General features: G+C 62.0%; 27 protein-coding genes. 21 read left to right on the top strand and 6 right to left on the bottom strand.

What is annotated here, in order from left to right; all coding sequences use genetic code 11:
* Positions 1 to 26 precede the first annotated feature (26 nt).
* Positions 27 to 149 (bottom strand): hypothetical protein, encoded by a 123-nt coding sequence (locus tag BKX98_RS17320; RefSeq protein WP_255372322.1) that lies wholly within the window; start codon positions 147 to 149, stop codon positions 27 to 29.
* Positions 150 to 209: 60 nt separating this feature from the next.
* Between BKX98_RS17320 and BKX98_RS17315 the strand changes: the two genes are divergently transcribed.
* A complete protein-coding gene (locus BKX98_RS17315; protein ID WP_255209554.1) occupies positions 210 to 338 on the top strand; it encodes a hypothetical protein in 129 nt (42 codons plus the stop codon).
* A gap of 120 nt (positions 339 to 458) precedes the next feature.
* Here the strand turns inward: BKX98_RS17315 and BKX98_RS05065 are convergent, their stop codons facing one another.
* Positions 459 to 1,466 carry an iron-siderophore ABC transporter substrate-binding protein gene (locus tag BKX98_RS05065; protein ID WP_073706334.1) on the bottom strand — a complete coding sequence of 336 codons (1,008 nt, stop codon included), beginning with the start codon at positions 1,464 to 1,466 and terminating at the stop codon, positions 459 to 461.
* 81 nt (positions 1,467 to 1,547) lie between these two features.
* Between BKX98_RS05065 and BKX98_RS05060 the strand changes: the two genes are divergently transcribed.
* From BKX98_RS05060 to BKX98_RS05050, 3 genes are all read left to right on the top strand, one after another.
* The gene (locus BKX98_RS05060) at positions 1,548 to 2,666 is read left to right on the top strand and encodes an iron ABC transporter permease (protein WP_233125274.1); all 1,119 of its coding nucleotides are present in this window, start codon (positions 1,548 to 1,550) and stop codon (positions 2,664 to 2,666) included.
* The gene (locus tag BKX98_RS05055; protein WP_073706333.1) at positions 2,663 to 3,718 is read left to right on the top strand and encodes an iron chelate uptake ABC transporter family permease subunit; all 1,056 of its coding nucleotides are present in this window, start codon (positions 2,663 to 2,665) and stop codon (positions 3,716 to 3,718) included. Before BKX98_RS05060 ends, BKX98_RS05055 begins: the two co-directional genes overlap by 4 nt.
* Before the next feature lie 64 nt (positions 3,719 to 3,782).
* Positions 3,783 to 5,501 carry an HNH endonuclease signature motif containing protein gene (locus tag BKX98_RS05050; RefSeq protein ID WP_073706332.1) on the top strand — a complete coding sequence of 573 codons (1,719 nt, stop codon included), beginning with the start codon at positions 3,783 to 3,785 and terminating at the stop codon, positions 5,499 to 5,501.
* 47 nt (positions 5,502 to 5,548) lie between these two features.
* On the opposite strand, the gene BKX98_RS05045 is transcribed toward BKX98_RS05050, so the two are convergent.
* Positions 5,549 to 6,178, bottom strand: coding sequence for a LysE family translocator (locus tag BKX98_RS05045; protein WP_073706331.1), 630 nt, complete (start codon positions 6,176 to 6,178; stop codon positions 5,549 to 5,551).
* A gap of 250 nt (positions 6,179 to 6,428) precedes the next feature.
* Here BKX98_RS05045 and rpsP point away from each other — a divergent pair, with 250 nt between their 5' ends.
* The 17 genes from rpsP (at position 6,429) to BKX98_RS04960 (ending at position 20,865) form a co-directional block, all read left to right on the top strand.
* Positions 6,429 to 6,839, top strand: coding sequence for a 30S ribosomal protein S16 (gene rpsP / locus BKX98_RS05040; protein ID WP_038991489.1), 411 nt, complete (start codon positions 6,429 to 6,431; stop codon positions 6,837 to 6,839).
* Between the two features lie 2 nt (positions 6,840 to 6,841).
* Entirely contained in the window at positions 6,842 to 7,084 is a 243-nt protein-coding gene (locus BKX98_RS05035; RefSeq protein ID WP_038991490.1) for an RNA-binding protein, read from the top strand.
* A 154-nt stretch (positions 7,085 to 7,238) separates the two neighbouring features.
* Positions 7,239 to 7,781 carry a ribosome maturation factor RimM gene (gene rimM, locus BKX98_RS05030; RefSeq protein WP_083586621.1) on the top strand — a complete coding sequence of 181 codons (543 nt, stop codon included), beginning with the start codon at positions 7,239 to 7,241 and terminating at the stop codon, positions 7,779 to 7,781.
* A gap of 3 nt (positions 7,782 to 7,784) precedes the next feature.
* Entirely contained in the window at positions 7,785 to 8,609 is an 825-nt protein-coding gene (gene trmD, locus BKX98_RS05025) for a tRNA (guanosine(37)-N1)-methyltransferase TrmD (protein ID WP_073706329.1), read from the top strand.
* Between the two features lie 249 nt (positions 8,610 to 8,858).
* Positions 8,859 to 9,218, top strand: a complete 360-nt coding sequence (gene rplS / locus BKX98_RS05020) for a 50S ribosomal protein L19 (RefSeq protein ID WP_038991493.1) — start codon at positions 8,859 to 8,861, stop codon at positions 9,216 to 9,218.
* A gap of 13 nt (positions 9,219 to 9,231) precedes the next feature.
* Entirely contained in the window at positions 9,232 to 9,879 is a 648-nt protein-coding gene (gene lepB, locus BKX98_RS05015) for a signal peptidase I (protein ID WP_073706328.1), read from the top strand.
* A 425-nt stretch (positions 9,880 to 10,304) separates the two neighbouring features.
* Positions 10,305 to 12,488 carry a trypsin-like serine protease gene (locus tag BKX98_RS16755; protein ID WP_143181024.1) on the top strand — a complete coding sequence of 728 codons (2,184 nt, stop codon included), beginning with the start codon at positions 10,305 to 10,307 and terminating at the stop codon, positions 12,486 to 12,488.
* Positions 12,489 to 12,835: 347 nt separating this feature from the next.
* A complete protein-coding gene (locus BKX98_RS05005; protein ID WP_143181023.1) occupies positions 12,836 to 13,249 on the top strand; it encodes a hypothetical protein in 414 nt (137 codons plus the stop codon).
* Positions 13,250 to 13,413: 164 nt separating this feature from the next.
* The gene (gene lepB / locus BKX98_RS05000; protein WP_233125273.1) at positions 13,414 to 14,118 is read left to right on the top strand and encodes a signal peptidase I; all 705 of its coding nucleotides are present in this window, start codon (positions 13,414 to 13,416) and stop codon (positions 14,116 to 14,118) included.
* An 11-nt stretch (positions 14,119 to 14,129) separates the two neighbouring features.
* The gene (locus tag BKX98_RS04995) at positions 14,130 to 14,855 is read left to right on the top strand and encodes a ribonuclease HII (protein WP_073706325.1); all 726 of its coding nucleotides are present in this window, start codon (positions 14,130 to 14,132) and stop codon (positions 14,853 to 14,855) included.
* Complete coding sequence (locus BKX98_RS04990) at positions 14,855 to 15,175, top strand: DUF2469 domain-containing protein (protein ID WP_038991500.1); 321 nt, start codon at positions 14,855 to 14,857, stop codon at positions 15,173 to 15,175. The genes BKX98_RS04995 and BKX98_RS04990 overlap by 1 nt, the downstream gene beginning before the upstream one ends.
* Positions 15,176 to 15,336: 161 nt before the next feature.
* Positions 15,337 to 15,699 carry a YraN family protein gene (locus BKX98_RS04985; protein WP_073706324.1) on the top strand — a complete coding sequence of 121 codons (363 nt, stop codon included), beginning with the start codon at positions 15,337 to 15,339 and terminating at the stop codon, positions 15,697 to 15,699.
* Positions 15,696 to 17,252 (top strand): YifB family Mg chelatase-like AAA ATPase, encoded by a 1,557-nt coding sequence (locus BKX98_RS04980; protein WP_073706323.1) that lies wholly within the window; start codon positions 15,696 to 15,698, stop codon positions 17,250 to 17,252. The genes BKX98_RS04985 and BKX98_RS04980 overlap by 4 nt, the downstream gene beginning before the upstream one ends.
* 8 nt (positions 17,253 to 17,260) lie before the next feature.
* Entirely contained in the window at positions 17,261 to 18,505 is a 1,245-nt protein-coding gene (gene dprA, locus BKX98_RS04975; RefSeq protein WP_073706322.1) for a DNA-processing protein DprA, read from the top strand.
* Positions 18,506 to 18,538: 33 nt separating this feature from the next.
* Positions 18,539 to 19,534, top strand: a complete 996-nt coding sequence (locus BKX98_RS04970) for a tyrosine recombinase XerC (RefSeq protein ID WP_073706321.1) — start codon at positions 18,539 to 18,541, stop codon at positions 19,532 to 19,534.
* A gap of 141 nt (positions 19,535 to 19,675) precedes the next feature.
* Entirely contained in the window at positions 19,676 to 20,179 is a 504-nt protein-coding gene (locus BKX98_RS04965; RefSeq protein WP_038991510.1) for a DUF3145 domain-containing protein, read from the top strand.
* Between the two features lie 299 nt (positions 20,180 to 20,478).
* Entirely contained in the window at positions 20,479 to 20,865 is a 387-nt protein-coding gene (locus tag BKX98_RS04960) for a VOC family protein (protein WP_149596848.1), read from the top strand.
* A gap of 6 nt (positions 20,866 to 20,871) precedes the next feature.
* On the opposite strand, the gene BKX98_RS04955 is transcribed toward BKX98_RS04960, so the two are convergent.
* From BKX98_RS04955 to BKX98_RS04945, 3 genes are all read right to left on the bottom strand, one after another.
* Entirely contained in the window at positions 20,872 to 21,447 is a 576-nt protein-coding gene (locus tag BKX98_RS04955) for a dihydrofolate reductase family protein (protein ID WP_073706319.1), read from the bottom strand.
* Positions 21,448 to 21,641: 194 nt separating this feature from the next.
* Positions 21,642 to 22,889 carry a beta-ketoacyl-ACP synthase II gene (gene fabF, locus BKX98_RS04950; protein WP_066138960.1) on the bottom strand — a complete coding sequence of 416 codons (1,248 nt, stop codon included), beginning with the start codon at positions 22,887 to 22,889 and terminating at the stop codon, positions 21,642 to 21,644.
* Between the two features lie 120 nt (positions 22,890 to 23,009).
* Positions 23,010 to 23,255 carry an acyl carrier protein gene (locus BKX98_RS04945; RefSeq protein WP_038991515.1) on the bottom strand — a complete coding sequence of 82 codons (246 nt, stop codon included), beginning with the start codon at positions 23,253 to 23,255 and terminating at the stop codon, positions 23,010 to 23,012.
* Positions 23,256 to 23,420 lie beyond the last annotated feature (165 nt).

The raw sequence follows: 23,420 nt of genomic DNA, 5'->3' as shown, positions 1-23,420 counted from the left end.
GCGCTGGGAATGCGCTGTTGCGCCGGTCACATCGCGTCATCTGCCCATCCGCCAAGGTGCTCGCCGGATGCGCCGGAATCATGGGAAGAATCGCCCAGTTGGCAGTATCCCTTGCCCTTCTGGGCGAAACTTCCTATGGTCGTGGTCATGGGGTACTCTCCCCGCATTTGTTGGAGGCGCAGTGCGCCTCCGGTAAAGGACGGCACGTCATGTCGAGCAAATCCCCGCGCAAGGGCGAAGCGAAAAAACCAGGCAAGAGCATCAAGGAGAAGCGCGCTGAGAAGCGGCTGAAGCACGCGGAGAGCGCTGTCGATCCGGTGCGCAAGGCCGCCAGATAACCACTGATTGAGCGCGGCACATTTCGGGGCCGCTAGTTAACAGCATCGAGTCCCTGCCTACGGCGAATGACGCCGGGCAGGGACTCGATTCTCTTTAATGGTTGGAGCTGCTCGCGGCCGCTATGGCAGCTGCGGGTCGACCTCGAAGTGCTCGGCCACCTGGGTGATGACCTCACCGGCGCCCTGCAGCGAAACCGAGGAGAGGAAGATCGAGTCGTCAACCGGCATGACCTCGCCCTCCAGCTTCTCCCACAGCGGGTTGGAGGTGAACTTCTTCTCCTGGGCGCGCGATGCGTCACCCTCGGCACCTTCCGGCGCCCAGGTGGACTGGAAGATCACTTCGGCGTCGGCCTTCAGGATTTCTTCCGGCGAGAGCGGAACAAAAATCGATTCGGTGGTGTCCGGCGCGTCCTTCGGGCGCGGGATGCCCATGTCGACCATGATCTCGCCGATGAACGAATCGGTGGCGTACAGGCGCGCGGTGTCCTCGCCGGCGAAGCGCACCAGCGAATAGGTGGTTTCCGGCTTCTTCGCCAGGATTTCCTTGCCCACCGCGGCGGCACGGGCCTCGTAGTCGGCGACGGCCTGCTCGGCCTGCTCCTTCTTGCCCAGGGCCTCGCCCAGCAGCACCACATTCTCCTTCCAGGTCGGGCCGGTGGACTCGGAGAAGATGGTCGGGGCGATCTTGTTCAGCTGGTCGTACATGGCGCCCTGGCGCACGTCGGCGGAGATGATCACATCCGGCGCGGTGGCCAGCAGCTTCTCCAAATCCGGTTCGGCGATGGTGCCGACGTTCACTGCCTCATCGGTCAAATCCGAGATGTCGCCGAGGTACTCCGGGAAGGGATTGTCGCCCTGGCGGTACTCGGTGTAGGCCACCAGCTCGGCGCCCAGCAGCATGGTTGCATCCACATAGGAAGGATCCAGCGCGGCCACGCGCAGCGGGCGCTGCGCCAATTCGGTGGTGCCGCGGAAATGCTTGATGCTCGCAGGGAAGCTGGCATCGGCCTGCGCGGTGGCGGCGGTTTCAGCAGGTTCGGTGCTCGGCGCCGAGCTTGCGCAGGAGGACAGGGCCAGCGAGGCCGCCGCCAAGGCCGCGGCCAGTGCGAGGATGCGGGGAGTATGCATGCGAGTGCTTTCCGTGAAGACGATTTACTAAATGACGCATGATGTATTTTTGCCAGCCCTATTTAGGTAAGGGTAAGCTCAATGCGCGAGATGAACAGTAGCACGATTCCGGCCGCACCGGTCAACATCCTGCGACATAATCGATCGCAACCCCCGTTCGCACCCGCCGCGCACCTCGCGGCCCGAGAAAGGCCACCGACCATCAACCGCACCACACCGCGCATCAGCTCCCTGCTGGTCCTGGCCGCCGCGGTGGGCGCCGCCATCGGGCTCAGCCTGTGGATCGGCAGCACCACCTCCAGCTTCGCCGAGCTGCGCCACGCACTGCTGGCACCCGACGGGCAAGTCAGCGACATCGCCATCCGGGAGATCCGCTGGCCGCGCACCGTCACCGCACTGGCCGCCGGCGCCGCCTTGGGCATGGCCGGCACGCTGATCCAGGGGCACACCCGCAACCCGATCGCCGAACCCGGCCTACTGGGCATCAACCAGGGTGCGGCGTTGGCCATCGTCTCGGTGGCCGCCTTCACTGGCCCGCTGCCGGCATGGACCCAGGCGCTGCTGGCGCTGGGCGGGGCGCTGCTCGCGGCCCTGGTGGTCTTCGGCATCGGGCGCATCGACGGGCGCGGCGGATCGCCGATCACCCTGCTGCTGGTCGGTGCCGCGGTCACCGCGCTGTGCGCCGGGGTGGTCTCGGCGATCGTGCTGCTCAGCGAGGCGGCGCTGGAAACCCTGCGCTTCTGGCAGGTCGGCTCCGTGGTCCAGGGCTACGAGTCCTTCCTGTCGCTGTGGCCGCTGCTGATCGCCGGCACCGTGCTGGCGCTGGCCAATGCCCGCGGGCTGAACGCGCTGACCCTGGGCGAGGATTCGGCACGCAGCCTCGGGATCACCGCCCTGCACGCCCGCGGCCTGGGATTGGCCGCGATCGTGGCGCTGTCCGGGCTGGCGGTCACCCTGGCCGGGCCGATCGCCTTCCTCGGCCTGCTGGTGCCGCACATTGCCCGGCGCATCTTCGGCGCCGACTACCGCTGGGTGATCCCCGGCTCCGCGCTGTGCGGGGGGCTGATGCTGTGCGTGGCCGATGTGCTCGGCCGGATGCTCGCGCGGCCCGGGGAACTGCCGGTGGGCGTGGTCATCGCGCTGCTCGGCGCACCCTTCTTCATCTACGTGGCCCGCCGGCGCAAGGCGGTGGCCGTATGAGCACCCGGGCGATCCCCAAGCCGGCCCAGGTGCTGCGCGCCCGGCGCGCGGCGGCTACCGGGCTGCTGCTGCTGGCCGTGGCCTTCGCCGCCTTCTGCCTGCACCTGGCCATCGGCGGCACCCCGATCGCCATCGGCGATGTGCTGGCCACGCTCTTCGGCGCGGCCCCGGATGCGCGCACCGAACTGGCGATCCTCGAATTCCGCCTGCCGCGCAGCGTGGCCGCGGTGCTGGCCGGCGCCGGGTTCGGCGTGGCCGGCGCGCTGACCCAGAACGTGGCGCGCAACCCGCTGGCCAGCCCCGACATCCTCGGGGTGACCAACGGCGCGGCCCTGGGCGCGGTGTCCGTGCTGGCGATCAGCGCGCACACCGCCGGCCGATCCGAACTGCTGGTGCTCTACGGGCTGCCGATCGCCGCCACCGTCGGCGGACTGCTGGTCTCCGCACTGGTTTTCGCGCTGGTTTGGCGCAGTTCGCTGGAAAGCAACCGGCTGGTGCTGGTCGGCCTGGGGTTCTCCGGGCTGTGCGCGGCGCTGACCTCCTGGATGCTCACCCTGGGCGAGATCTACAACGCGCAGCAGGCGCTGACCTGGCTGGCCGGGACGATCAACGCGATCTCCTGGGCCGACCTCGCCATCGCCCCGGCGGTAATCGTGCTGGGACTGGTGGCCGCGGCGCTGCTGCGCAACCAGCGCGAGGTGCTGGCCCTGGATTCGGACACCTCCCGTGCCCTGGGCATGCACCTGGGCCGCGACCGGGTGCTGATGCTGGGCATCGCCTCGCTGCTGGCCATCGCCGCGACCGTGATCGCCGGGCCACTGGCCTTCGTCGCGCTGGCCAGCGGGCACGCCGCCCGGCTGGTGGCCCGCGGCACCATCCCGCCGGTGCCGCATGCGGCACTGATCGGGGCGATCTTCGTGCTGCTGGCCGACCTGCTCGCGGCCCGCGCCTTCCCGGTGATCCTGCCCGCTGGGGTGGCCACCGCGGTGATTGGCGCCCCGTACCTGATCTTCCTGGTGATCCGCCAGTCCAAGGTCCGCCAGCGCGGATAACCGCTTATCCACATTTCGCGGCATCGGCCCGGCCAGCGCAATGGGCCGGGGCGATGATCGGTGCATGGGAATTCACCAGCTAGCCGCAGCGACGCAGATCCTGCGCGAAGCCATCACCGGGGCCCTGCCGCGCCAAGCGGCCGGCGCGCTCCTGGAGCTGATGGCGTCCTGCCTCGCGCTGCTGGCCAAGCTTTCTGAAGCCCTGCGCGAGAGCGATGACCCGCGGGTGGCGGCCGCCCATGCCCGGCTGGTTGAACTGCTCTACCGCTACACCCTGCGCGAGCAGCTGCGCAGCGCCATCCACCTCGAATCAACCGGCGCCCACCTGCTGGAAGACGATGAGCTGGCGGCCGTCGCGGATTCAACAGTCAATTTGGCCCGGCCAGCCCGCCAGCATTCGGGACGCGCCCACTACCAGAACACCGGCGACTTCCTGGACGGGTGGCTGGGAATCAACGCCCACGAAGGGCAGCATCGGGTCAGCGACGCCCACCTGCTCATCGCCCGCCGGCTGATGGATGGCAGCACCGCCGCACCGCGCTTCGCCCAGCTGGCCAAGCTCTACGCCGAGGCTCCTGCATTGGATCCGCGGATGGTGGCCCGCGCGGCCCGTGCCCTGGACAAGTTCGAGCCGGCAGACACCAGCTTCCAGGGCCAGCCGCTGCAACCCACCGCCTGCAATGCCCAGGGCCAGCTGCTCGAAGAACAAGCCGCCGAGCTGCTGCAGGAACCAGATCGCGCCACCCGCGAAACCAAGCTGTCGGCCATGCTGAGCGCTGAACGCAAGGCCCGCACGCAGACACGGACTCCGCAACCGGGCATCTATCCGCGGGGCACCGTCGGGGACTGCGACAAGTACGAGCTGCTGATCGGCGGAACCCAGCGCGAGGAATTCCGCTCCACCCTGGCCCAGGCGGACAATTCGCGCACCACCGCAGGCAAGGCCGCCCGTGCGGCCGGAGCCGCCCCAGACGCGGCGCCACGCCAACAGGCTAACGCCGCGGACGAGCCAGCCAGCGACGGCCTGTTCAGCAGCAGCGAACCTCCGCCACCGTGGGCCCAAGCAGAACAAGAAGAACACGAAGAGCACTGCGAGTCTGAGGACCAGGAGGACGCAGAGTCCAGGTCCTCCGAGTGGCAGCCAGGCACCCAAGATGCTCAAGGCACTGATGGCACTAAAGGTTCTAAGGATTCCGCCTTGCTTGGCGATGGGGACGTGCCCGTGCCTCAGCGTCGGCTCAATGCACTATTGGCCGCGCTGAAGCAGCGTTCGACAGGGTCGCCAGCCAAGGGCATCACGCCAAGGATCGGCATCCACATCCAATTGAACGACCTGCAGGATCTGGGTGATCCAGGCAAGCTGGGAGCCACCACAGATCATGGGTTGAAACTCGATTCCGTGGATACCGCCCAGCTGATCTGCCAGGGTGAAATCTACCGGGTGGTGTTCGGGCCCGATGGCCAGCCGCTGGATGTGGGGCGCAAGGAACGCTTCTTCACGGAAGCGATGAAACGCGCGATCTTCGCCCGAGACCGTGGATGCATTGTCCCGGGATGCAGCGCACCACCGGAAATGATCGAATACCACCACAACAATTGGTGGGAGCGAGGCGGGTGCACCTCGACGCGCAACGGCAGCTGCCTGTGCCGGCGGCACCACCATGCCGTCCATGCCGGGTTGCTCTCCGTGGTTACGGTCGGGGGACTGGCGCACATCCTGCTGCCCAAGCACCTGGATCCGCTGCAAATGCCGCGAAGAAACAGTGTCCCGGTAGCTGCCTGAGCACGCCGAATGCCCAGCTGCGCCGCCACGGCGGCTGGTGCACGAGGTTACGGCCGCGAGAGCGCGACCTTCAGCCCGAAGCCGATCAGTACCGTCCCGGTGATCCGATCCATCCAGGACACCGCCTTGGCTGAGCTCAGCCAGCGTCCAGCGATCCGTACTCCGAATACCAGAATGGCGGCCCACATCAGGGTGAGGGCAACATGCACGGCGGACAGGCCGACGCCCATGAGCAGGGCATTGCTGCCGGCAGGGGTGAATTGCGGGATGGCCGCGATATAGAAAACGCCGATCTTCGGGTTCAGCACGTTGGTGACCAGGCCGGTCAGGTAGGTTCGAATGCCGCTTTGCGGCACCGGGATTTCGGTGCTCGGCAGCTGCTTCTTGCGCAGGCTCCGGTAGATCATCTGCCCGCCCAGGAATACCAGGTAGGCAGCGCCGGCGTAAGTGAGGATCTGGTACGCCAGCGCCGACGCGGCCAGAATTGCCGATGCTCCGGCGGCCGCGGCCACGCCCCAGACGAAGACACCGGTGCAAATCCCCAGCCCGGCCAGCATGGCCTCGCCGCGCCCACGGGTGATCGCCGAACGAAGGATCAACGCAGTATCGACACCCGGAATCAGGGTCATCAAGGCGGCAACGGCGCTGAAGGCCAGCAAAGCGGAAGTGACGGTCATAGAATAAATACTACGAACTGCAAATCAGCATGGCCTCCGGGGTGAGCAAGCTCATGATCATTGCCCGACGCGTTGCGCCAGATGGAGTTGGCCAGCCAGCCTGCTCTCTGGCATAATTGCAGGGTACTCGATTCGCAGTGGCCCCTCTCTCCGCTACGAATCCTGTCCTTTTAGAGTCCAACCAGTAAGGCCTGCCCCACAGGTGCCAAAAATTGGATTCGACCATGTTGAGAAACAGGAGACCACAAAAGTGGCCGTAAAGATTCGTCTGAAGCGCTTCGGCAAGATGCGCGCACCTTTCTACCGCGTTGTCGTCATGGACTCGCGCGCCAAGCGCGATGGCCGTGCCATCGAGGAGATCGGCAAGTACCACCCAACCGAGAACCCATCGGTTATCGAGATCGATTCGGATCGTGCACAGTACTGGCTGTCCGTTGGCGCACAGCCAACCGAGCAGGTACACGCACTGCTGAAGGTCACCGGTGACTGGCAGAAGTTCAAGGGCATCGATGGCCAGGAAGGCACCTACAAGGTTGCCGAGCCTAAGCCAGCATTCGTTGCTCCTGAAAAGGGTTCCGTGATCCTCCCAGAGGCAATCACCAAGAAGGCTGAGAAGCCAGCTGCTGAAGAGGCAGAGGCCGAAGCTACCGAGGCTGAGTAACAGTGCTCGTTGACGCGCTAGACCATCTGGTACGCGGGGTTGTCGAGGAACCGGAAGACGTCAAGGTTGCCTTGAAGTCAACCCGCCGCGGCGACCTGCTCGAAGTTCGTGTGAATCCTGAGGATCTCGGTCGTGTGATCGGACGCCAGGGACGCACCGCGCGAGCACTGCGCACCGTGATGGCAGCGTTGGCCAAGGAGCCGGTACGTGTCGATGTAATCGACACCGACCGTCGCCGAGGCTGAACAACTTAGAAGTCTGACTTGTAAGTTGGCTTCGAAACGAAAGGAGTTTCCGTCCTGAGAAGTGACGGGAACTCCTTTTCGTGTTTACCCTAGAATTTCCAAACCAGTCTCCCGGCGCACGCCACGGAACTTAGTGCAGAAAGAGCAGCAGACTATGCGATTGCAGGTTGCCCGCATCGGCAAGCCCCACGGCATCCGTGGTGAAGTCACCGTCCAGGTCATGACCGACAACCCGGAAGAGCGCTTCACCGCTGGCGAAGAATTCATCGTCGTCGACGGCCCGGTCAAAACCCTGACCATCAAGAACGCCCGCTGGAACAAGACCATCCTGCTGCTCGCCTTCAAGGAAATTGCCGACCGCAACCAGGCGGAAACCCTGCGTGGCGCACGCCTGGAAATCGAGGTCTCGGACGAGCCGGAAGACGACTCGGACGAATGGTACGAGCACGAATTGCTGGATCTGAAGGTCATGCTCGATGGCGAACAGGTCGGCGTCATCACCGCACTGCGCACCAATCCAGCCCAGGATCTGCTGGTCTTCGAAGACGCTGACGGCGAGGAGATCTACCTGCCGTTCGTCGACGAGTTCGTTCCGGAGATCGATCCGGAAGCCGGCATCGTGGTCATCACCCCGCCGGCAGGACTGCTGACCTTGAACAGCGATGAAGAAGGCAGCGAAGAAGAGGGAACAAGGTAAGCCATGCGTCTGGACGTCATCTCGATTTTCCCTGAGTACCTGCAGCCGCTCTCGCTGTCGCTGATCGGACGCGCCGCGCAAGACGGCATCCTGGATCTGAATGTCACCAACCTGCGCGACTTCACCACCGACAAGCACCGAAAGGTCGACGATACCCCCTACGGTGGTGGAGCCGGCATGGTGATGATGCCCGAGCCGTGGGGTCAGGCACTTGACTCGGTGCGCCCAGCCGACGCTGCCGGTCCCAAGCCGACGTTGATCGTCCCGTCGCCTGCAGGCACTGTCTTCAACCAGCAAATGGCCTACGACCTTGCCGAAGAAGAGCACCTGGTCTTCGCCTGCGGCCGCTACGAAGGCATCGACGAGCGCGTCATCGAGTATGCGCACGAGAACTTCAACGTCATCCCGGTATCCATCGGCGATTACGTGCTCAACGGGGGAGAGGTCGCTGTGATGGTGATGGTCGAAGCCATCGCCCGGCTGATCCCCGGGGTGATCGGCAACCCTGAATCCCTGGTGGAAGAATCCCACTCGGATGTCCTGCTGGAATACCCGGTCTACACCAAGCCGGCATCCTGGCGAGGCCGCGATGTCCCGGAGGTGCTGCTCGGCGGCAACCACCAGCGTGTGGGACGGTTCCGCCGAGATGAGCAGATCAAGCGCACCGCTGCGCGCCGCCCCGATCTGATCATGCAGCTGGATCCCGAGAGCCTGAACCGGAAAGACCGCGATGCCCTGTGGCACAACGGATTTGCGCTCGTTGACGGTGCCATTACCCCCAAGGCCGAACTGGACTGGGCCACCGGCGCCGGAACCGAGAACGGCTAAGAGGGGAAAATCACTCGAAGCCATTTCGGGCAGACTCGCGTCGGCTTCGCTGATACGGCATAATTGTTTCTTGGTGTGTTTTTGTTCGACTCCTGCCGCAGGGGGAAGTTCGAGCCATAGAAGACCGCCGCATCGATTGCTAGGGGCAATCGATGGTACAACGTTCCGGGGATTTCACTGGTTTCAACCGGTGTCGGGCCCCGCTACGAGGATTCGGTGACCTGCGGCATTGATCCTAGGAGATGCACCATGCATATTCTTGACTCTGTTGACGCAGCCTCGCTGCGCTCCGACGTTCCAGCCTTCGGTCCAGGCGACACCTTGAAGGTGCACGTCAACATCATCGAAGGCAAGAACTCCCGTGTTCAGGTCTTCCAGGGCTACGTCCTTGGCCGCCAGGGCCGCGGTATTGGCGAGACCTTCACCGTTCGCAAGGTTTCCTTCGGCACCGGTGTTGAGCGTACCTTCCCAGTCCACTCCCCAATCATCGACAAGATTGAGGTCGTGACCAAGGGCGACGTGCGTCGTGCAAAGCTGTACTACATGCGCGATCGCCACGGCAAGGCTGCTCGCATCCGCGAGAAGCGCGACTTCGGCGCAAAGAAGTAATCTGCGTTCTTCCATGAACCGGATTGCACGCACCGAGCGGGCAACAATGAAGCGCCAGGCCTTTTCATGGGTCTGGCGCTTCGCTGTACTCGCAGTTATTCTCGGCCTGCTGGCCACCATTCTTCTTCGCGCCACGGTGATCGATGTCTTCCGTATCGATTCCAACTCGATGGAGCCTACGCTCAACCCTGGCCAAAGCATCTCCGTGGACCGCCGCACCTACTTGGATTCCGAACCGCAGCGCGGAGACATCATCGTTTTCGATGGCCGCGGCTCGTTCCTGCCCTACGCAAAGGCCAGCTTCGCTGAAGACCTGCTCTCGGCGTTCAGCCTCGCCGGCAGCAATAACAAGTACGTCAAGCGCGTCATCGGCGTTGGGGGAGACACCGTGGAATGCTGCGGTGCTGATGGGCTGCTTCTCGTTAACGGAGAGCCTGTAGATGAGCAGTACATCTACCCCGGGGACGCTCCAAGCGAACAGGAATTTTCCGTAGAAGTGCCGGAAGGCCGTTTGTGGGTCATGGGCGATCACCGGTCCACTTCCAAGGATTCGCGCTCGTTGCTGGGTGCCAGCGGCGGCGGGATGATCAGTGTTGAACGGGTTACTGGTAAGGCCGCAGAGGTAATTTGGCCTCTCGATCAGCGCTCAGATATCAGGTGACACGCCGTCACAAGCAACGAATTTGCTGGTGCCGGATGGGTAGAACTACCCATCCGGCACCATTTTTTCTATCTTCATGTACTTAATTTGGATGGATATTCACGGGGCCCGTGTTGCTGTGCAGTTGGTGTGCAAATATTGCGATAACGCTCAGGATCTACCAAGCTGACTTGGGTTGAGAAAGAGTAGTCCAATCTTAAACCAACGCTACTGGCTCGTAATTTGTGACCTGAGTCGATTCGGGCAGGCCTATTTGACTAGGTGAAACAAAGTTCGGAGTTTATATTTCTGTTGGATTCGATGCTTGAAAAGCTGTGCGGGAACCAAGTATTGTTTCATTTTGGTAACAACACCTGTGCTTACGCGTGCGCCCTTAGGTAAGGGGAAACGCAAGCACTCGCACCATAAATCTGGGAGAAGCGTTAATGCCACATCCAAAAAAGAAGACTGCGCAGCGCGGCATCGTTGCAGCAGCCGCGACCGCTTTGGTGGTCGGTTCGAGCTTCATGCCTGCAGCGGCAGCGCCGACGGTTTCCGAATCGCCGACTGCTTCCACTCCGGCTAGCGAGAAGCCGTCGCCGAGCGCAAGCGCTGTCGATACCGAAGGTCTCGACAAGGCTATCGAGCGAGACCTCGACAAGTCGGTTGAAGAGTACGTCGAGGACGGGGAAACCAGCGACGCTGTTTCCAAGGTTCGCGACGAACTGAACGAAAAGGGCGTGGAAGCCACTGCCTCGGTGAAGGACGGCAAGGCCGAAATCACCGTTGGCAAGGACGACGCAGACAAGGCGAAGAAGATCATCGCCGAGACCGCAACTCCAGCACCCACCAAGTTGGAAATGAAGGTCCTCGACGCCGAGGTCAAGACTCCAGGACAGGTTTACAAGGAACTTGCGAAGACCGTTGCGCCGAAGGAAATGAAGCGCATTACCGCGATTCTGAACACCGCCGAAGGCCTGAAGATCTACGCTGAAGGCTTCGAGAAGAAGGAAGCCAAGGCCCTCGAATCCCAGGCTGCCGAGCTCTCAGCCGAGGACCTGACCATCGAGGAATTCGTCAGCCAGGCCAAGTACGTCGAGGGTGAAGAAGGCTCCGGCGTTGCCGAGACTTCCGCGCTGGAAGATGTCTACGGAGCGATGGGCTACGCCATGGACCAGTCCGGCCAGCCTTCCGACGCAACCACCGTTTGCTCGCTGGGCTTCAACGCTTGGAACCCAGCTGGCGAAGATGCAGTCATCTCCGCAGGCCACTGCTCCGAGGACGGCACCACCACGATCCTCGGTCTCTTGGAGCACTCGGCCCCAAGCAAGATTGAAGGCATCAGTGCCGAACTGGGCACCTTCGGCTTCAACCAGTTCGGTGGCCCGGACAACTCGGGCCTAACCATCGAAGAGCTGAACTCGATGACTGATGAGGAATTCGACAGCCTGGAGCCGGGTACCGATATCTCGGTGATCGACGACATCAACCCTGAACTGAACCTGCACGCTGCGGTCTCGCAGTGGCCAGAAGGCCAGGACGAGCGCGACCAGGTCCTGAACGTGACCGGCGTGTCCAAGGCCGTCGTCGGGTCCGAGGCTTGCTCCGCGGGCCGCACCACCGGCTGGAGCTGTTCGGACATCTTCGGCGAAGGCGTGTTCTTCGTCTACGGCCAGAACGACACCGTGCGTTCGGTCTGGGGATACTCCGCATACAACCCGGGCCAGACCGTGCTGGACCAGGGCGACTCCGGTGGACCAGTGCTCGTCGGCAGCAAGGCCGTGGGCATCAACTCCGCCAACTCCGGCGGCGAGGACGGAATCGAGAACAACGCGGACGACGTTGCGATGTACACCTCGCTGGACGATGTCTTCAAGAAGGGCTACATCGACGGCTACCAGGTGAAGTTCTTCGTGAACGCACCTGCACTGTCGGTGGAGAACGGCACCGAAGTTGAGGCCGGCGATACCATCACCGGTACCGTCAAGTCTGCCTCCAGCGGCACCAAGGTGGACATCATCGTGGACGGCAAGGTTGTCGAGACCGTGACTGTGGATTCCAGCGGCGAGTTTAGCTTCACCGCACCGGAGAAACTGGGCAAGTACTCGTTCACCCTGCAGGCCAAGAACGGCTTCAACACCTCTGAGCGGGTCAACGCGAACGTCGTGATCGTTGCTGCGCCGACCCCAAGTCCGACGCCGACTCCGACCCCAACCCCAACGCCGACTCCAACCGAGACTCCGACTGACGAGCCAACCGAGACTCCGACTGACGAGCCAACCGAGACTCCGACTGACGAGCCAACCGAGACTCCGACTGACGAGCCAACCGAAGAGCCTTCGGAGTCGCCATCGACCTCGCCTTCCGAGAGCAGCTCGCCATCGCCGTCCGAGGATGAATCCGACGAGCCATCGACCTCGCCTTCCGCTTCGGAAGATGAGGAGCAGTCGGAGGCTCCTAAGGATGACGAGCCAAGCAAGTCTGCAACTCCAAAGGAAACTCCTAAGAAGGAAGATCCATTGGCAGATACCGGATCGAGCAGCGTTCCGCTGATCGCCGCTGGTGGTGCAATGGCTCTGGCCGGCGCAGCATTCCTGCTGTTCCGCCGCAGCGCACGCCGTCACGGCTAAGGATTTCTTGACCCAAGGGAAAAGATCCTGCTGAAAGTGCCCCGCTACTTTGGAACAAGTAGCGGGGCATTTTTACTTGGCACACATGTAGCTCCTTGGTTGCTCTACGAAATTAGCACTAGCCTGATAGCTAAGATCGTTGCGGCAACGTGAATACCACCGAGGTGTAAATTATGAATTCGAATGCTAGAACTTCACGCACGCCAATCATGCTGGCATCTACCGCCGCCATGGCTGCACTTTTGCTTACCGGCTGCGGCCAGGGAACCGATCCAGGCACGCAGCCTTCCGCCAGCACTACGGCATCGGAATCCTCGCAGCAAACAGACAATTCAAGTGAGAATGCCGTGGACCAAGATACACTGCTCCAAACCAATGACCAGCTTTCCGAAGCATTGGGCGACGACTACGTCCAAGGCTGGATCAAGGACGGGAAGCTGAACGTTTCAACGACCAGCGAAGAACAGCTATCCACCATTGAAGAAGCCGGTGCCGTCGGGCACCTGGTCCAATTCAGCAGCGAAGAACTCCGCTCGGCAATCTCCGAAATCATGAAGTGGCAAAGCAAGCAGGAAAACCCTGTGCGCAACGCCATCCATGCCTACACGCTGAATCCTGAGACCGGAGGCATCACCTTGTCGGTGGACAAGAGCCAGCTCGAAGCTGTCGAAAAGCTGATCGACGATGAGAAGCCCATCGGCGAAATCCCTGTGGACTACAAGGAGAGCGGCGGCATCATGACGCCAGCAGCCACCCAGTAGCCCAGACTCCGCTTTCACGGTCGCGCCAACGGCCAGTCCCTTCGCCGGGACTGGCCGTTGGCGCGTTCCGGAGCAACTGGCCGTAACCGTGCAATGATACGTTGCGCCTGATACGGCACGTAAGATGGGGATAACACGCGACAATGGAAGGCACTAATCGAATCGTGAGTGCAGCATCAGCAGAGACTCCTCGAAGCCGGGGACCACTTTACAAACTATGGCGCTTCGTTCGCGAGATTGTCATCATTATCGCGATCGCGCTGTTGCTCTCATTCGTGATCAAGACCTTCTTCTTCCGTGCCTACTACATTCCATCCGGCTCCATGGAGCATACTCTCGAGGTCGACGACAGGATTTTCGCCAACCTCATGGTTCCCGGTCCTTTCGACCTGGAACGCGGAGATGTCGTCGTATTCCGAGATGACCAGGAGTGGCTGCCGCCGCTGACCGATTACCCCACCGCATTCCAGAACGTGCTTTCCTTTGTCGGCGTGCTTCCCGCGGCCGACGAGCAGTACCTGGTCAAGCGCATCATCGGCATGCCCGGTGACACCGTGGAATGCTGCACCGCAGAAGGTGCCATCACGATCAATGGCGAGCCCATCGACGAGCCGTACATCTATAACGGTGACAGACCGTCGGACATGGAATTCAAGGTGACCGTCCCGGAAGGAAAGCTCTGGGTGATGGGCGATCACCGTGCAGCCAGCGCGGATTCCCGCTTCCACGCCGACCGCCAAGGCGGCTTCGTCGACATCGAATCCGTCCAGGGCCGAGCTTCGGTGATCTCGTGGCCTACTTCGCGCTGGGGCACCATCGACTCCCATGAAGAAGTCTTCTCCGATGTCCCGCACCCAGTGGCTGAGTAGCGTACCTGCACATGGCTGATTCCAAGAGCAAGGCAACCACACTCGAACACGAGCGCGCCCTGGCCGCCAGACATGGCGTCCGCTACATCGCCGCAGTCGATGAGGTGGGACGCGGCGCGCTGGCTGGTCCGATTACCGTCGGAATGACAGTGATCGATATCCAGCAAGTCACCGAATTCCCTGAACTGCGCGATTCCAAGCTCCTGAGCCCGGACACCCGGATGGCACTGGTTGACCCAGTGCGCCAATGGGCCGTCGGCTACGGCGTGGGGCATGCATCGGCAGCTGAAATCGACGCGCTCGGTGTCACTGGAGCCCTGCGCCTGGCCGGATCACGGGCCATGGCGCAGTGCGCCGTCCAGCCTGAAGCGGCGCTTCTGGATGGCAGCTACGACTGGCTGACCGCGCCCGAACCGGACCTGTTCGATATCCTGGCCGATGACCGCGAGCCCATTGGCCTGCATATCCCCGTGGCTACCATCGTGAAGGGGGACATGACCTGCCAGGCTATCGCCGGTGCATCCATACTGGCCAAGGTCGAACGCGACGGCATCATGGTAGGCCTGGCCACGGAGCATCCGTACTTCGGTTGGGAGATCAACAAGGGCTATGCCACCGCAGCGCATCGTGCCGCGATTGTCGTACAGGGTCCCTGCGACTACCACCGAAAGAGCTGGAACTTGACTTCGGGCGCTGATCAGGCCCAAGGTGAAGCCACGACAAAGAAAGCAAAGTGATGGCTGCCGACGACCTGGAAAACTACGAGTCCGACATGGAACTGCAGCTGTACCGCGAGTATAAGACCGTGGTGGGGCTGTTCAATTACGTGGTCGAGACCGAACGCCGCTTCTACCTGGCCAACCAGGTGGACGTGAAGACCCTGTCCAATGCCGGGGAAGTGTACTTCGAGCTGAACCTCACCGACGCGTGGGTTTGGGACATCTACCGCCAGGGCCGCTTCGTGAAGTCCGTCAAGGTGCTGACGTTCAAGGATGTCAACGTCGAAGAACTTAACCCCGACGAATTCCAGATTCCGAAGGACGGACTGGGCAACTAGCTCAAGCTGCATAGGTATTCGAGAGCCGGCTCTGTTTCCAGAACAGGGCTGGCTTTCTCGTTGGCAACGAGATATCCACATTCCGCGGCCCGTGCTGCTGCCGTGGCTTATGAATCTCCGACGATGTTTCCATAACGGATCATAGACATCGAGGAGCAAGCATGCAGACCGAGAAACAACGGCTAGGTGCCGACGGGGAACGAGCCGCCGCCGCATTTCTCGCAGGACAGCACTACGAAATCCTCGATCGCAATTGGCGATGCCCGGCAGGGGAGCTGGACCTGGTAGCGCGGGCTGGAAATGGCCAGATCGTGGCTGTCGAGGTTAAAACGCGGTCGTCGCAACGCTTCGGTTCCGGCTTCGACGCGATCACCCCGGCCAAGTTTCGCCGGCTCAACAAGCTGCTTCTCTTCTGGGCCCGATCCCATCGCCTGTTTCTGCCCGAACTTCGCGTGGATGTCGTCGAGGTCTACGCGACGGCGACCGGATTCGACTGCAACCTGCATGAAAATGTGCACTCATGAGTACCGCTCGAACCAGTGCCGTGGCCCTGCACGGGGTCAGCGCTTCCTTGGTGGAAGTCGAAGCCGACCTAGGCAACGGCATCCCGGGATTCGTCCTGCTGGGTTTGCCCGACGCATCCTTGAGCGAGGCCCGCGAACGGATCAAGGCAGCGGCACGGAATTCAGGAATCCCGCTAGCCAACCGAAAGCTGACGGTCAATTTATCCCCGGCCACGCTGCCGAAATACGGGTCAGCTTTTGACCTTGCCATCGTGATTGCCGCCTTGGCCGCTGATCAGCAACTGTTCGCTTCAGCAAGCACCCTGTACATGGCAGAACTCGGCCTGGATGGCACCTTGAGGCCGGTACCTGGGGTGCTGCCAGCCGTGCAACTGGCTCGCGCCCATGGACTTGACCAGGTGATTGTGGCCGAAGAGAACGGAGCAGAAGCCCGGCTGGTGGGTGGCGTAGAGGTCATTGCGCTGCGCCACCTCGGGCAGGTCATGGCCTTCTGTGGAGCGGCAAAGGATCAAATTACTACCTACCTGCGCCACAGGCCACCGCAATCAGCTAACCGAACTGGTGGGCACGTCGTCGGAGCCGCTGCCGACGAGGTGGATCTGGGCCTGGTCAACGGGCAACAGGAAGCACGGCTCGCACTGGAATTGGCAGCGGCCGGGGGACACCACCTGATCATGGTTGGGCCGGCCGGCGCCGGAAAAACCATGCTGGCCAAATGCCTGCCGACAATCATGCCGCCCTTGGATGATCTCCAGGCTCTCGAAGCCACAGCGGTGCATTCCATTACCCGGGGAGGTGCCGGTGAACTGGACCAGTTGCAACGCACGCCGCCTTTTGTCGCACCGCACCACACCGCATCCCGATCAGCGCTGATTGGCGGTGGAACAGCACAACTGATTCCCGGCGCCATTACGCGCGCCCACCACGGCATCCTGTTCCTCGATGAGGCAGCGCAATTCCATACAGGCGTACTCGATGCGCTGCGCCAACCGATCGAAGAAGGGTATATCAACCTTGCGCGGATCCGAGGGCACCAGCGTCTGCCGGCCCGTTTCCAACTCATCATGGCCTCCAACCCGTGTCCCTGCGGAAAGAATTTCGGAACCGGTACCGGATGCACCTGCACTCCCATGGCTCGCCGGCGCTACTTCGCCCGGCTCTCGGGACCGATTCTCGACCGTGTCGATCTGCAGGTCAGGGTCAATTCGGTTCCGCAAGCCCAGCTGCTGAACTCGGCACCGAACGAATCCAGTGCTCAGGTTCGTGAACGAGTCGTGGCCACCCGAGCACGCAGCCAGGCTCGGCTGGGAAAGTTCTCAATTGCCTGCAACGCGCAGATTCCAACGCAAATCCTCAAGAATGAGCTGGACTACCCGGCCAGGACGCGGGCGGCGCTTGAGCAGCTTGCCACGCGGCGCGGGCTCTCTGCCCGGGCAATCCACCGCCTCTTGAGGGTCGCGTGGACTGTGGCAGATCAGCAGGAACACACAGCACCGACCGCGGACGATTTGGCCATCGCCGGTCATCTCCGCCAGAACTTGGAAAGCAGCTAGGTAAGGTCATGACTTCCAGTAATACGAACACTGCCGGGGGACGGGTGACCCCAAGCTCCCAGGAGCGTCGGGTCTATGCTCACTTGAACCAGCTCATAGAGCCCAACGACTACGTGGCCACGGCCTTGCTGGAACTCATGAGCACACAGGAGTTGCTGCGCTTGATCCAGCGAGAGGATTTCTATCCGTCTGCGCTCAAGCTTCCAGTGGACGGAATCCTGGGATTCCACCCTTCCGGGGATTCCGCGCAAGACCTGAAAGTGGCGCTGACCCGATGGCGGAAACGCCTGCCGCTGAGCAACCCGGTGGGCGCCCTGGATGCCGCCGCTCGGGTTGGTGGAGGATTGCTGATCCCCACCGATGCCGCCTGGCCACGTCAGCTAGCCGACCTGAATCTCGGTCGTCCGCTGTGCCTATGGTGGCGATCGGCAAACCCCCAGCTGCTTGAAGGCCAAGAGCTGGCCAGCAACGTTTCCATCGTCGGCTCACGCGACGCCAGCGACTACGGTGATCAAGTCACCTTTGATCTTGGCCGGACATTGGCATTGAGCGGGTATACCGTCGTCTCGGGCGGCGCCTACGGCATTGATGCCAGCGCGCACCGCGCAGCGCTGAGCGTGGAGGATTGGCAGTACCCGGGTCCGCCAACGATCACCGTTATGGCTGGTGGCATCGATCGGCTTTACCCTTCGGGCAACAGCAATCTCCTGAACCAGATTATTGCCCGCGGCGTGCTGATATCCGAGGTGCCGCCCGGGACCACATCCGCTCGCTTCCGCTTCCTGAACCGCAACCGGCTGATCGCCGCATTGAGCAGGCTAGTCATCATCAGCGAAGCGCGCCACCGTTCCGGTGCGCTGAACACCGCCAGCCATGCGGTCGAGCTCGGACGCGATGTTGCAGCTGTTCCAGGCAGTGTTTTCGCTCCCAACTCGGCAGGATGCCATCGCTTGATTGCGGAGGGCAGTGCGGCGTTGCTTGCCAGTCCGCAAGACGCACTGGGCCTGCTGGGCCAGCCTCGCCAAACAGAGTCGCCCAGTTCCAAAGCCCAGCCGCGCCTTACTGACAACCTCAGCAAAGATGAAGGCATGGTGTACGACACGATGTCCTTCGCCAAAGGGATGCTGGTCGATGAAATCTCGGCGCGCAGTGGCGTGCCAATGATCAAGACGCTCCGGGCCATCAACCGGTTGGAGTCGCTGGACATGGCCGCTACCGATGGCTTGACCTGGAAGCTGGTGCGCCAGAACTAGCCGGAGAAGCAGCTGGGGGTATTCTCAATAGTGATGAAGCAAGAACCAACGACGCACACCAGCACTGCGCTGTCGGCAAAGTTCGCTGAGCCGGTTGCGGATTACCTGGAGTACCTGCAACGCGAACGCGGCCGAAGCGCTAATACTCTGCGAGCCTACGACGTGGACTTGCGCAACCTTGGCCAGTTCCTGCAGCACCAGTCCCAGGATCCGAGCCTCAAGCAGATTACGGTCGAGATGCTCCGCGACTGGTTGGCCCAGCTTCACGAAGCGCAGGTTTCCCGAACTACCTTGGCCCGGCGGATCTCTGCGGTGAAGAATTTCTTCGCATGGGCGCTGAAGCACCAATTGATCGACACCGACCCCGCTTTGCGGCTGGCCGCGCCCAAGAAGGAGCGGCGGCTTCCGCACGTTTTGCAGCCAAGCCAGATCGATCGCCTGCTCTCCGAAAAAACTGAGGTGACTGCCGGCGCAGGCGATAGCGAAAGCGCAGCGGAATCAGGCCCGGATGCCAGGAGCCAGGCGGTAGCGGCACGCGACAAGGTCATCGCGGAGCTGCTATACGCGTCCGGATTGCGCATCAGCGAGCTCGTGGCCCTAAACGTGGACGACATCGACTTCGAACGACGTACCCTGAAGGTTCTTGGCAAGGGAAATAAGGAACGGGTTGTTCCTTTCGGCAAGCCTGCAGAGCGCGTGATCATCGCGTGGATCCGTTCGCATCGCAAGGTCTTGGCCCGGCAGGAGGCCAAGGGGGCATTGCTTGTCGGCGTGCGCGGTGCGCGCTTGAACGTGCGCCAAGCGCGAGAGGTCATTTCCAAGGCGCTGGAATCACTGGGGGATACCGCTGCTAGCGGTCCGCACGCGTTACGCCACACCGTGGCCACCCATCTGCTTGATGGCGGGGCTGATTTGCGTGCTGTCCAGGAGTTCCTCGGACACGCTTCACTGGCAACGACCCAGCTCTATACGCATGTTTCGGTCGATCGGCTGAGGCAAAGCTATCGCCAAGCCCATCCGCGAGCCTGACTATTTGGCATGAATCCGCGAAAATGGCCTTTCTGGGTGGCGAAAGCCCTCATCATCAGGCAAAATGGAAGTATCGGCGGCGATGGCACCGGAACGATGTTGACGTAGGGGAAGACGATCAACACCGCAACGGAGGATGGCATGTCTGCACCGATGACCAGAGGCGTGATTTATATTCATTCCGCCCCTGCAGCGCTATGCCCACATCTGGAATGGGCAATCGGGTCCGTGCTCGGCACTCCAGTAAAGATGGAGTGGACCGAACAGCACGTCGCACCCGGATTTTGTCGCGCCGAAATCGAGTGGGTTGGTACCCAAGGTACCGGCGCCTTGCTGACCAGCGAAATGCACGGCTGGCAGCACCTTCGATTCGAAATCACCGAAGACCCGAGCCCTGGGGCTGACGGAAGCCGCTGGTCCGTGACCCCTGACCTCGGTATCTTCCACGCCACTGTCGATTGCGCTGGCAATGTCATGGTCAGTGAAGAACGCATCCGCTGGGCCTATGAAAAAGGCGACGGCAACCCGTCGGTGTTCTACCAGGAAATGTCCATCGCCCTTGGCGAGCCCTGGGATGAAGAACTTGAACCCTTCCGTCACGCGGGCGAAGATGCGCCTGTACGATGGCTCAACCAGGTGGTATAACGACTGGTTAATTAGTCTCTGGGTGACTTTTCGTAGCTCACCCAGAAATGACCCCGTTGGTGCGGGGTTGTTACCAACAAAGAAGTGGGATCCCATGCCGGGGATCCCACTTCTTGCCATTAGAACTGCGATTCTGGCGTCGCGTCGCTTGCCAGTGCTATGCTCGGTGGCGATGAAGACCAGCCAGGCCGTTGCAGGCCACTCCCGGAACGGCGATCTGGTCGTTCCCTGATTCGCGGACCTCCCGTGCCAGTTGCATTCAACCAATGAACAGCACTCTGATACACGAAAGGGAGAGAATGACCGCACAGTTCAACCACACCATCATCGCTTCACTGGACCCGCAGCGCATGGCGAAGTTCTACCTGGAACTGCTCGAAGCACGCGAGGAACCGGGCTGGGGACCATTTGCCAACATCAGCCTGGCCCATGGCGTCCTGCTGCAGTTCGCCGCACCACCGATCGACTTCCCGCCGCAGCATTACGCCTACCTGCTTGATGATGAGCATTTCGATCGTGCGTACGCCACGGTCTGCAAGCGGGAAATCGAGCACTGGGCAGACCCGCAACGGCAGCTGGCAGGACGGATCAATCGGGACCATGGTGGCAGGGGCGTCTATCTGCTTGACCCTTCCGGGCACTACCTGGAATTAATTACCCGGCCCTATCTGCCAGTGGCTGGCTAGGATCCTCTAGCGCTGGACCTTGAATATGTTCTTCTGGATCCCGTTGGAGTACACCTGGGAATCGACGAGCTTCAGCTTCTGCGCATCCAGGCTTGTGTCGCTGAACAGGCGCTTGCCGGCACCGAGCAAGACCGGGAAGACCAGCAGGTTGTATTGGTCGATGAGCTGATGCTCCTGCAGGGAGTGGACCATCGTCGCGGAACCGTGGATGCTGATTGGTCCGCCGTCGCCGGCTCGAAGCCGCGCTACATCGGCTACCGAACGCAAGATGGTGGTCTCGCCCCAGTTCGTGGCCAGGTCCTTCTCCCGCAAGGTCGTGGAGAGCACGAACTTGGGCATCGCGTTGTACTGCGGAAATTCCTCGGTCATTGACGGCCATACCGCAGAGAACGACTCGTAACTGTACCGGCCCAAGAGCATCGCGCTGGCCTCGGCTTGCTCGGTGCCCTTCAGCTCATAGGCGGCCGGGTCGAAGTCGACCGAATCCACCGTCCAGCCTGAATTGCGGTAGCCCGGTTCACCGCCCGGCGCCTCGACGACGCCATCCAGGGATACGAAAGAAGTGGCAATCAGGGTGCGCATGGGAAAGGGTCCTTTGATCTAGGCCAAGTACCGTCAGGTGCCTCCGATTCGAGGCGGTACTTGAGCCTAACCAACATGTCAGGATCGAAGCAATGGCTGCCCGCCAATTCCTCCCAGGTTAAAAGCCGCTGGGTTGGCTGAAGGATTTCCTCCAGCCAACCCAGTGGTTTGCGTTCGTGTTGCTGCCGAAGCGATTAGACGCTGCGGATGGCTACGACAGCGTTGTGGCCGCCGAAGCCGAACGAGTTGTTCAGAGCAACGATGGTGCCTTCGGCTGGCAGCTGCGCTGGCTCGCCGGTGACGACCTTCAAGGGGATCTCCGGATCCTGATTGTCCAGGTTGATGGTCACCGGGGCCTTGCGGTTGTAGACGGCCAGTGCGCACAGCACGGACTCCACAGCGCCCGAGGCACCCAGAAGGTGGCCCATCTGCGACTTGGTCGCCGAAACCCAGACGTTGTCGAGCTGATCACCCAGGGCGCTCTTCAGCGCAGTGTATTCCGGCTTGTCGCCGACCGGAGTGGAGGTTGCGTGGGCGTTGACGTGAACGACGTCCTCTGGCTGGATGCGGCCGTCGAACATGGCGGCCTTCAGCGCACGGGTCGCACCCAGGCCATCCGGATCTGGAGCGGTGATGTGGTGCGCATCGGAGGTCACCGAGGAACCTGCCAGTTCGGCGTAGATGCGGGCGCCGCGGGCGATGGCATGCTCTTCGGCCTCCAGCACCAGTGCACCGGCGCCTTCGCCCATGACGAAGCCATCGCGGTCGACATCATAGGGGCGCGAAGCCTTGGCTGGATCGTCGTTGCGGCGGGAGAGCGCGTGCATGGACGAGAAGGCGGCCAGCGGCATTGGATGGATCGCGGCTTCCGCGCCACCGACCATGACCACATCGGCCTTGCCCGATCGGATCAGATCCAGGCCTACGTGCATCGCCTCGGTACCCGAAGCGCACGCCGACACCGGGGTGTGCGCGCCACCGGCAGCACCGAGATCCAGCGAGACGGCAGCGGCAGGGCCATTGGGCATCAGCATTGGCACGGTCATCGGCAGCACGCGGCGCGGGCCCTTTTCACGCAGGGTGTCCCAGGCGTTGAGCAGGGTCCAGACACCGCCGATGCCCGTAGCGAAGGCTACGGCCAGCTTGTTCTGGTCCATCTCTTCCTTGACCAGACCGGAATCGGCCCAGGCTTCGCGGGCCGCGACTACAGCGAACTGGGTCGATGGATCCATGCGCTTGGTCTCCGGGCGGGTCAGCACCTCGGTCGGCTGCACAGCAGCGCGGGCGGCGAAGGTGACCGGCAGGTCGTATTCCTTGACCCAGTCGTCTTCCAGGGGTGCGGCACCGGAGACGCCCTTCAGGGCGTTTTCCCATAGGGTGGGGACATCGCCGCCGATTGGGGTGGTGGCTCCGAGACCGGTGATCACTACTTTGCGCGCCATCATCAAACTCTCTACTGTGCGAATAAGAACTGTGCTTGGAAATTCAGGGGGCCGGCTTGACGTACCGGCCCGCGTGCGCGGCTTGCCCGCGCAACGGTGTGGCGATGAACGCCAGGAAGCTTAGGCCTGTGCCGCAGCGATGAAGTTGACGGCGTCGCCGACGGTCTTCAGGTTCTTGACCTCTTCGTCAGGGATCTTGACCTCGAACTTTTCCTCGGCCTCAACGACGATGGTCATCATCGAGATCGAGTCGATGTCCAGATCCTCGGTGAAGGACTTGTCCAGCTGCACGTCTGCTTCGTCCAGACCGGTCTCGGAGTTGACGATTTCGGCGAGGCCCGCCAGGATTTCTTCGTTGCTAGCCATGGATGGCTCCTTTTCTTCTTAGCCGGAGGACTCCGGTCATTTTTGTGGCTGGGTCCGGATCCTGTTTCCAGGAGCCGGTTCCAGCCGGCTTAATGAAACTTTGCTGGTGCATCAGCGATGCGTGGCAGGTTTCGTCGGTTTAAAGCTTAGGCCAGAGACGGGCTC

The organism is Glutamicibacter sp. 0426 (assembly GCF_001906485.1).
Classification (GTDB): domain Bacteria; phylum Actinomycetota; class Actinomycetes; order Actinomycetales; family Micrococcaceae; genus Glutamicibacter; species Glutamicibacter nicotianae.
The sequence above is the reverse complement of the archived record's forward strand: the minus strand, read 5'-3'. Positions and strand labels throughout refer to the sequence as shown.